This window comes from Pseudomonas sp. HMWF021 (assembly GCF_003061005.1).
Taxonomy (GTDB): Bacteria; Pseudomonadota; Gammaproteobacteria; order Pseudomonadales; family Pseudomonadaceae; genus Aquipseudomonas.
In genome coordinates this window covers 47,871-56,739 of sequence record NZ_QAIK01000040.1, presented here as the reverse complement: position 1 = coordinate 56,739, position 8,869 = coordinate 47,871, and the positions used below count along the sequence as shown (strand labels likewise).

Sequence of the window (8,869 nt, the reverse complement as noted above, 5' to 3'; positions counted from 1 at the left end):
ATCGAAGCGATTTCCCAGGCCAGCGCCAATCAGCGTAAGGGTCGTTGCGGCCGGGTCGAGCCGGGGATTTGCGTGCGCCTGTACAGCGAGGAAGATTTCCTCGGTCGCCCGGAATTCACCGATCCGGAAATTCTGCGCACCAACCTTGCCGCCGTGATCTTGCAGATGCTGCATCTGCGCCTCGGCGAAATCACCGCGTTCCCGTTTATCGAGCCGCCGGACGGCAAGGCGATCAGCGACGGTTTCAACCTGCTGCAAGAGCTCTCGGCGGTGGATCGCAACAGCCAGTTGACCCCGCTGGGGCGCCAGTTGGCACGCCTGCCGGTGGACCCGCGCATGGGCCGCATGTTGCTCGAAGCGGCCAGGCTCGGCAGCTTGCAGGAAGTGCTGATCGTCGCCAGCGCCATGTCGATTCAAGACCCGCGCGAGCGTCCGCCGGAGCGTCAGCAAGCGGCCGATCAGGCCCACGCGCAATGGAAAGACACCGATTCGGACTTCGCCGGGCTGGTCAATCTGTGGCGCGGTTTTGAAGAACAGCGCCAGGCGCTGACCGCCAGCCCGCTGCGTAACTGGTGCCGGAAGAATTTCCTCAATTATCTGCGTCTGCGCGAGTGGCGTGATTCCCATCGCCAGTTGAGCCTGATCTGCCGCGACATGCAGCTGAGCCTCAACAAGGAACCGGCGGATTACCCGAAACTGCACAAAGCGGTGCTGGTCGGCCTGCTCAGTCAGATTGGCCAGAAAACCGAGGACGGCGATTACCTTGGCGCCCGTCAGCGGCGTTTCTGGATTCACCCGTCGTCGGGCATCGGCAAGAAACGTCCGCAGTGGCTGATGACCGCCGAACTGGTGGAAACCACCAAGCTCTACGCGCGCATGGTCGCCAAGATCGATGCCGACTGGATCGAGCCGCTGGCCGGGCACCTGATCAAGAAAAACCATTTCGAACCGCATTGGGAGAAAAAGCGCGGTCAGGTTGTGGCCTACGAGCAGATCACTCTGTTCGGGCTGATCGTGGTCGGTCGCCGTCCGGTGCATTACGGCCCGGTGGATCCGGTGGTTTCGCGGGAGCTGTTTATCCGCGAAGGTCTGGTGCGGGGCGAGATTCAGTCGAAAGCCAAGTGCCTGACCGCTAACAAGCAGTTGCTCGAGCAGCTCGACGAACTGGAGGCCAAGGCCCGTCGCCGTGACATTCTCGCCGACGAAGAAACCCTGTACGCGTTCTACGATGCGCGCTTGCCGGCGGAGATTCACCAGACCGCGACCTTCGACAGCTGGTATCGGGTCAACAGTCAGAAAAACCCGCAACTGCTGATCATGCGCGAAGAAGACGTGCTGGCCCGCGAGGCCAGTGAAGTCACCGCCCGGGATTACCCGGACACGCTGCACATCGGCGATCTGGAACTGGCCCTCAGCTACCACTTCGAACCCAATCACCCGCGCGACGGCGTGACCCTGCGCGTGCCGGCACCGCTGCTGCCGATGCTGCCGCCGGAGCGCCTGGAATGGCTAGTGCCGGGGCTGATCGAGGCCAAGTGCATTGCGCTGGTGCGCAATCTGCCGAAAGCCTTGCGCAAGAACTTCGTGCCGGTGCCGGACTTCATCAAGGCGGCGTTGCAGCGCATGACCTTCGCCGAGGGTTCGTTGCCGCAAGCACTCGGTCGCGAGCTGCTGCGCATGACCGGTGTGCGCGTCAGCGATGAAGCATGGGCGGAAGCGGCGCAGCAGGTTGAAAGCCATCTGCGGATGAACCTGGAAATTGTCGACGGCCAGGGCAAGTTCCTCGGCGAGGGCCGCGATCTGGCCGAGCTGACCGCGCGTTTTGCCGAAGCCAGTCAAGCCGCTTTGGCGGTGCCACAGAGTGCGAAAAGTCAGCAGCCGGTGGAGGCCAAGGTATTCGCCCCGGTGGCGGAAAAGACCCAGCAGAAGATTGCCGGATTGTCGATGACGGTCTATCCGGCGCTGGTGGAAGAGGGCGGCACGGTCAAGGAAGGGCGGTTCTCGACCCCGGCTGAAGCCGAGTTCCAGCATCGCCGCGCCTTGCAGCGCCTGCTGCTGCAGCAACTGGCTGAGCCGGCGAAGTTCCTGCGCAGCAAACTGCCGGGCATCACCGAGTTGGGCCTGCTCTATCGCGAGCTGGGCCGAGTGGATGCGCTGGTCGAAGACATTCTGCTGGCCAGCCTCGACAGCTGCATCCTTGAAGGTGAAGACCCGTTGCCCCGGGACGGCGCCGGGCTTGCCGCATTGGCCGAACGCAAACGCGGCAGCTGGACCGAACACGCCGAACGCGTGGCGCGGCTGACGCTGGAGATCCTCAAGCTGTGGCACGGCCTGCAAAAACGCTTCAAGGGCAAGATCGATCTGGCCCAGGCTGTGGCGCTTAACGACATCAAGCAACAAATCAGCAATCTGGTGTATCCGGGGTTTGTCCGGGAAACGCCGATGCAATGGCTCAAGGAACTGCCGCGCTATCTGAAGGCGGTCGAGCAGCGTTTCGAGAAACTCGGCGCGCAGGTACAGAAGGACCGGGTCTGGAGCGGTGAACTGGCCGGCCTCTGGGCGCAATACCAGACCCGCGCCGCCAAGCATGCCCAGGAAGGCAAACGCGATCCGCAACTTGAGTTGTACCGCTGGTGGCTGGAAGAGTACCGGGTATCGCTGTTCGCCCAGCAGTTGGGGACAAAAGTGCCGATCTCGGATAAACGGCTGAGCAAGCAGTGGAGTCTGGTCGAGGCCTGATCCCAAACCCTGCATCGCCCCTGTAGGAACTGCCGCAGGCTGCGATCTTTTGATCTTGATCTTTTAAAAAGCAAAATCAAAAGATCGCAGCCTGCGGCAGCTCCTACAGGGAGTGCGTTTTGCGGGAGAAGGCGCCAAAAGCCAAGGTTTATGGCAAACTTCGCGACCATAAATGCCGGTTTCGCGACCCAGAGCCTTCGGCGAAGTCACGTGCGGCAAGAAAAGATGCCAGGTCAGCGTCCCCCGGACGGGAATAGACCCTTTGTGTGTTGGTACGTCGGTGCCAGCGCTTTCTGCCTGAACAGATTAGAGAAACGACCATGCATAACGTCGTCATCAGCGGCACCGGCCTGTACACCCCGGCCAACAGCATCTCCAACGAAGAGCTGGTGCAGTCTTTCAATACCTATGTTGCGCAGTTCAACGCCGACAACGCCGATGCCATCGCCAGCGGTGAAGTCCAGGCGCTGACCGAATCCAGCGCCGCCTTCATCGAGAAGGCCTCGGGCATCAAGAGCCGCTTTGTCATGGACAAGGACGGCATTCTCGATCCTGCGCGCATGGCCCCGCGTCTGCCGGAGCGATCCAACGACGAATGGTCGGTGCTGTGCCAGATGGCCATCGGCGCCGCTGAACAGGCGCTGCAACGCGCCGGCAAGACCGCCGCCGACATCGACGGCGTGATCGTTGCCTGCTCCAATCTGCAGCGCGCCTACCCGGCCATTGCCATCGAAGTCCAGGAAGCGCTGGGCATTCAGGGTTTCGGTTTCGACATGAACGTCGCCTGCTCCTCGGCGACCTTCGGCATTCAGGCCGCCGCCAACAGCGTGCAACTGGGCCAGGCCCGGGCGATCCTGATGGTCAACCCGGAAGTCTGCACCGGGCACCTGAACTTCCGTGACCGCGACAGTCACTTCATCTTCGGCGACGCTGCCACTGCGGTGATCATCGAGCGTGCTGACACAGCCACTTCCCAACACCAGTTCGATGTGGTCAGCACCAAACTGCTGACCAAGTTCTCCAACAATATCCGCAACAACTTCGGCTTCCTCAACCGTGCTGCGGAAGAGGGCATCGGTGCTCGCGACAAGCTGTTCGTGCAGGAAGGCCGCAAGGTGTTCAAGGACGTCTGTCCGATGGTCGCCGAGCTGATCGGTGAGCACCTGGAGGAAAACAAACTCAACGTTGGCGACGTCAAGCGCTTCTGGCTGCACCAGGCCAACCTGAGCATGAACCACTTGATCGTGCGCAAACTGCTGGGGCGTGAAGCCACCGAAGAAGAAGCGCCGGTGATTCTCGACACCTACGCCAACACCAGCTCCGCCGGCTCGGTGATTGCCTTCCACAAATATCAGGACGATCTGGCCAGCGGTTCGCTGGCGGTACTGAGTTCGTTCGGCGCCGGTTACTCGATCGGCAGCGTGATCCTGCGCAAGCGCTGAGTTCGCCTGAAAAGATCGCAGCCTGCGGCAGCTCCTACACTGATTTCTGTAGGAGCTGCCGCAGGCTGCGATCTTTTGCTTTTGACCTTATGAGAAAAGAGGCGCCAATGGCCGTAATGGACGACACCCAATTGCTCGAACGCCTGTTGGCCGGTGAGCAAAAAGCTTTCAAGGAACTGGTCAGCACTTACCAGAGTGCCATGCGCGCCGTGGCTTACGCGATTGTCGGCCAGCGCCATGTCGAAGAAGTGGTGCAGGACGCCTGGCTGTCGGTGGTACGCCACATCGGTAGCTTCGAGGGACGTTCCAGTCTCAAGACCTGGTTGTTGACCATCACCGCCAATTCGGCCAAGAGTCGCTACAAGCTCAATCGCCGCGAGGTGTTGATGGATGACCTGCCATCGCCCCACGGCACCATCGACGATGACCGCTTTTCTTCCGGCGATGGACATTGGCTGGTCGCGCCGTTCGCGTGGCACCAGGACACCCCCGAGGCGCTGCTGACCGAAAGTGAGCTGCGCGAATGCCTGGAGCGCACACTGCTGAGTCTGTCGGAGCTGCAAAGCAGTGTTTTGCTGTTGCGCGAGCGTCAGGGGCTGGAGTTGGAGGAAATCTGTAATCTTCTGGAGATCTCGCTCTCCAATGTCCGCGTGCTGCTGCATCGGGCGCGGCTAAAAGTCTTCGCCACGGTGGAGCATTTTGAGGAGACCGGCGAATGCTGACCTGCAAGGAACAAGTGGCACGCTCCAGCGATTATCTCGATGGCCAGTTGAGCTTTCGCGAGAAACTGATGGTGCGCCATCACCTGATGTTCTGCCCCAATTGCCGGCGTTTCATTCGCCAGATGCGATTGATGCAGGCCACGCTGAAGGTGATGCCGGAGAAACCGCAAGAGGGTGTGGATGCGCTGGCCGAGCGTCTGGCCGAGCAACGCCGCAAGGATAATCTCCTGTAGGAGCTGCCGAAGGCTGCGATCTTTTGATCTTGTTTTTGAAGATCAAAAGATCGCAGCCTGCGGCAGCTCCTACAGGTTTTTTTTTGCATCCTGCAGAAATAGCCCGGCGCGGACGAAACGAACGGATGATGGGGATCGTCCCGCCCGCGTCAGGCTATAGGGTGACGCCTTTTAGAACTTCGCTTCCGCATCCAGTTGCAGGGTGTTGGTGTCTGCGTCGCGCTGGGTGCGGCTGGAGAAGTCGGCCTTGGTCAGGAAGTACGTGGCGCCGATGGCGAAGTTCTTGTCGATGTCGTAACCGACCTTGAACTTGTGACCACGGGAACCGGTGGTGCCGTTGGCGAAGTCGGAGTCGGTAAACGCACCGACCACGGCGTCACGCTGTACGTCGCGATAGTTGTAGTCCAGGTTCAGACCGAAGACTTTCGACTTGGCACCGACCAGCCACGCGGTATCGGCGTCGGTCACGGCGTCGTTGTTCTTCACATACTGGCCGTAGAACGACAGCGGCATTGGCAGACCGCCAATATCGATCTGGCTGAAACCTTCGTACAAGCGGAACTCGTTGTTCGCCGAGTTGCCGTTGACCGACAGTGCGCACGGTGTGGAAGTCCCGGTGCAACGGCTGTCTTCGTCGTTCTGGTAGGCGTAGACGCTGCCGCCCAGGGTCAGTTTCAGGTTGTCGGTGATCGCCAAACGGCTGCCCAACTGACCGGCAGTCAGACGCAGGTCGTGACGGAACTGCACGCCTTCGCCGTCGACGTTGTCCTTGAGGGTGTAGTTACCCAGGCTGCCGAACAGTTCGGCGCTGCTGCCCAGTGGATATTTGTAGGTGACGGCCAGACCTTCCGGGTTGATGTCGCTGTCCCAGATCACGTCGCCCATGCTCACCCATGGCTGCAACATTTTGCCGCCGATCACGTGCAGGTTCTTGATCGCATCCGGGTGGTAGTCGATGTAGCCCAGGTCGAGCCAGATCTGCTTCTTGTCGAAGTAGTTGTCCATGTCCTGGTTGGTCGAACGGGCATCGTCACCGCCGCCGGTAGCGATACGGATACCGGTGTCGACTTGCGGGTTGATCTCGGTGTAGGCGCCGAGGCGGGCACGGATGCGTTGGCGATCCTTGTCGCGGCCGCCGTTGTTGGACTCGCCGTCGATCTTGACGGTCTCCTGCCGAATACGCACGTCACCCTTGAACTGGGTCTTGGCGGCCCAGGCGAGTTTCTGGTCGAAGGAGCTCAGCTCATTGGTTTTCTTCGCGGTTGCCGCGATTTGCTCGTTGGTCTCTTGCTGCGCCTGCTGCGCGATTTGCTGAGCCTTCTGATCCTTGGCCAGTTCGGTTTGCAGTTCGATGTACTGCGCCTGGGAAATGGAACCGTTAGCCTTGAGCATGTCGAGCAGTTTGGCGTCGACTGCAGCACTGGCCGGAACACTTATGGCCAGTAACAGGCCACCGCACAGGGCCGCCGCAGTTTTCGTGGAAGCAAGACGCATAGCAATCTCCGAAGATGAGAGGGGATGGCTGAACCATCCTGGGCACACCGACGCGTACGTCGGAAAACAGTGTCCGGGTAGAACCCGGCGCTCTAAAAACAGGAGCGAGTATCGCGATGGTTTATGACAGAGCAGTGGCTAAGTGATGTCATGTCGATGACGATACAAAGTTGGCGTGAACTATTGAGTTAGAGCGCTGTCGCCCGATTGAGCGTGTGCAATGGATGCCGATCAGCGATACTCGCTGGGCTTTGACGCCAAGATGTGGAGAGCCAGTTGATGCCGTTGCAACGTCTGCAAAACCTGTCGGAAATCGCTCCGGCGACATGGGATGCGTTGGTGCCCGAGAACCAGCCGTTTCTGCGGCACGCCTTTCTCTCGGCCCTTGAAGACAGCGGCAGCGTTGGCCCGCACACGGGGTGGCAAGCCGAGCATCTGCTGCACGTCGAAGGCGATCGGCTGATCGCGGCGCTGCCCAGTTATCGCAAGTGGCATTCCTACGGCGAGTACGTGTTCGATCACGGCTGGGCCGATGCCTGCGCCCGGGCCGGTATCGATTACTACCCCAAACTGCTGACGGCGGTGCCGTTCAGTCCGGTCAGCGGCCCGCGACTATTGGCGGCGAATGTCGAGGACGGTTTCGAACTGCTGAAGAGCCTGCCGGGTTACCTGGAAATAGAAGGGCTTTCCAGTGCACACATCAATTTCACTGACTCGTTCACCGACGCCGCGATGGTCGAGCAGCCGGGCTGGCTGCAGCGAATTGGCTGTCAGTATCACTGGCAGAATCGCGGCTATCGCGACTTTCAGGATTTTCTCGACGTGCTCAGTTCGCGCAAGCGCAAGCAGATGCGCAAAGAGCGCGAGCAAGTGGCGGGGCAGGGCTTCGAGTTCGAATGGCGGCAGGGGCGCGAGCTGGACGAGTCGCAATGGGATTTTGTCTACGCCTGCTATGCCAACACTTACGCGGTGCGGCGTCAGGCGCCATACCTGACACGCGAGTTCTTCAGCCTGCTGGCCGAGCGGATGCCGGAGGCGATTCGGGTAGTGTTCGCCAAACAAGGATCACGGCCAGTGGCGATGGCCTTCAGCCTGGTGGGAGGCGACAGCTTCTACGGGCGCTATTGGGGCTGCCTGGCCGAGTTTGACCGGCTGCATTTCGAGACCTGTTTTTATCAGGGCATGGACTATGCGATTGCCCAGGGGTATCAGCGCTTTGATGCGGGTGCTCAGGGGGAACATAAACTGATTCGCGGTTTTGAACCGGTGATCACCCACTCATGGCACTACCTGCGTCATCCGGGCCTGAAGGCCGCCGTCAAAGACTTCCTGCAACAGGAACGCGCCGGCGTTCTTGCGTACGCCGAGGAAGCCAAAACAGCCTTGCCCTACCGCCAAACCTAGATCCCTGTAGGAGCTGCCGCAGGCTGCGATCTTTTGATGTGGTTTTTAAGATCAAAAGATCGCAGCCTGCGGCAGCTCCTACAGGGAGGCGGTGGTTTCAGGATTCCTCTTTACCCAGCCAGCGATAGATCGTTGCGCCCACTACCGCGCCCAGCAGCGGCGCGACCCAGAACATCCACAACTGCGCAATCGCCCAGCCGCCGACCATCAGCGCCGGCCCGGTGCTGCGTGCCGGGTTGACCGAGGTGTTTGTGACCGGGATCGAGATCAGGTGAATCAGCGTCAGGCCCAGGCCGATGGCAATCGGTGCGAGGCCCGCCGGGGCGCGTCTGTCGGTGGCGCCAAGGATGATGATCACGAACATCCCGGTCATCACCAGCTCGGTGACAAAGCCTGCTGCCATCGAATATTTGCCCGGTGAGTGTTCGCCGTAACCGTTGGAGGCCAGGCCGGCGGCGATATCGAAACCTTCCTTGCCACTGGCGATGTAGTAGAGCAGGGCAGCGGCAAGTATCCCGCCCAGCACCTGGGCGATGACATAGGCCGGCAACTCCCTGGCCGGAAACCGCCCGCCAACTACCAAACCGACTGACACCGCGGGATTGAGGTGACAGCCGCTGACATGACCAATGGCGAACGCCATGGTCAGCACCGTCAGACCAAACGCCAGGGCCACCCCCAGCACCCCGATGCCCAGCGGCGAAGACGCCGCAAGCACCGCACTGCCACAACCACCCAAAACCAGCCAGAACGTACCCAACAACTCAGTGACTGAACGTTTGAACAGAGACATGAGAGAGTCCTTGATAGGCGTGCTATCGAGACTGTGATGCGT

At 60.5% G+C, this 8,869-nt stretch carries 7 protein-coding genes; 5 read left to right on the top strand and 2 right to left on the bottom strand.

Annotated features, from left to right (window positions below; all coding sequences use genetic code 11):
* The 4 genes from hrpA to DBR18_RS04430 all read left to right on the top strand — a co-directional run.
* The coding region (gene hrpA, locus DBR18_RS04445; protein WP_256588533.1) for an ATP-dependent RNA helicase HrpA at positions 1 to 2,739 on the top strand (2,739 nt) is incomplete at its 5' end.
* A gap of 320 nt (positions 2,740 to 3,059) precedes the next feature.
* Positions 3,060 to 4,181, top strand: a complete 1,122-nt coding sequence (locus DBR18_RS04440) for a beta-ketoacyl-ACP synthase III (protein ID WP_108589401.1) — start codon at positions 3,060 to 3,062, stop codon at positions 4,179 to 4,181.
* Between the two features lie 107 nt (positions 4,182 to 4,288).
* Positions 4,289 to 4,903, top strand: a complete 615-nt coding sequence (locus DBR18_RS04435; protein WP_108589400.1) for an RNA polymerase sigma factor — start codon at positions 4,289 to 4,291, stop codon at positions 4,901 to 4,903.
* The gene (locus tag DBR18_RS04430) at positions 4,897 to 5,136 is read left to right on the top strand and encodes an anti-sigma factor (protein WP_108589399.1); all 240 of its coding nucleotides are present in this window, start codon (positions 4,897 to 4,899) and stop codon (positions 5,134 to 5,136) included. The genes DBR18_RS04435 and DBR18_RS04430 overlap by 7 nt, the downstream gene beginning before the upstream one ends.
* A 171-nt stretch (positions 5,137 to 5,307) precedes the next feature.
* Here the strand turns inward: DBR18_RS04430 and DBR18_RS04420 are convergent, their stop codons facing one another.
* Positions 5,308 to 6,630: a putative porin gene (locus tag DBR18_RS04420; protein WP_108589397.1), complete on the bottom strand. Its 1,323-nt coding sequence runs from the start codon at positions 6,628 to 6,630 to the stop codon at positions 5,308 to 5,310.
* Positions 6,631 to 6,909: 279 nt separating this feature from the next.
* Here DBR18_RS04420 and DBR18_RS04415 point away from each other — a divergent pair, with 279 nt between their 5' ends.
* Positions 6,910 to 8,034, top strand: coding sequence for a GNAT family N-acetyltransferase (locus DBR18_RS04415; RefSeq protein ID WP_108589396.1), 1,125 nt, complete (start codon positions 6,910 to 6,912; stop codon positions 8,032 to 8,034).
* A gap of 97 nt (positions 8,035 to 8,131) precedes the next feature.
* Here DBR18_RS04415 and aqpZ read toward each other — a convergent pair whose 3' ends face one another.
* Positions 8,132 to 8,827 carry an aquaporin Z gene (aqpZ, locus tag DBR18_RS04410; protein ID WP_108589395.1) on the bottom strand — a complete coding sequence of 232 codons (696 nt, stop codon included), beginning with the start codon at positions 8,825 to 8,827 and terminating at the stop codon, positions 8,132 to 8,134.
* Between the last annotated feature and the right edge of the window lie 42 nt (positions 8,828 to 8,869).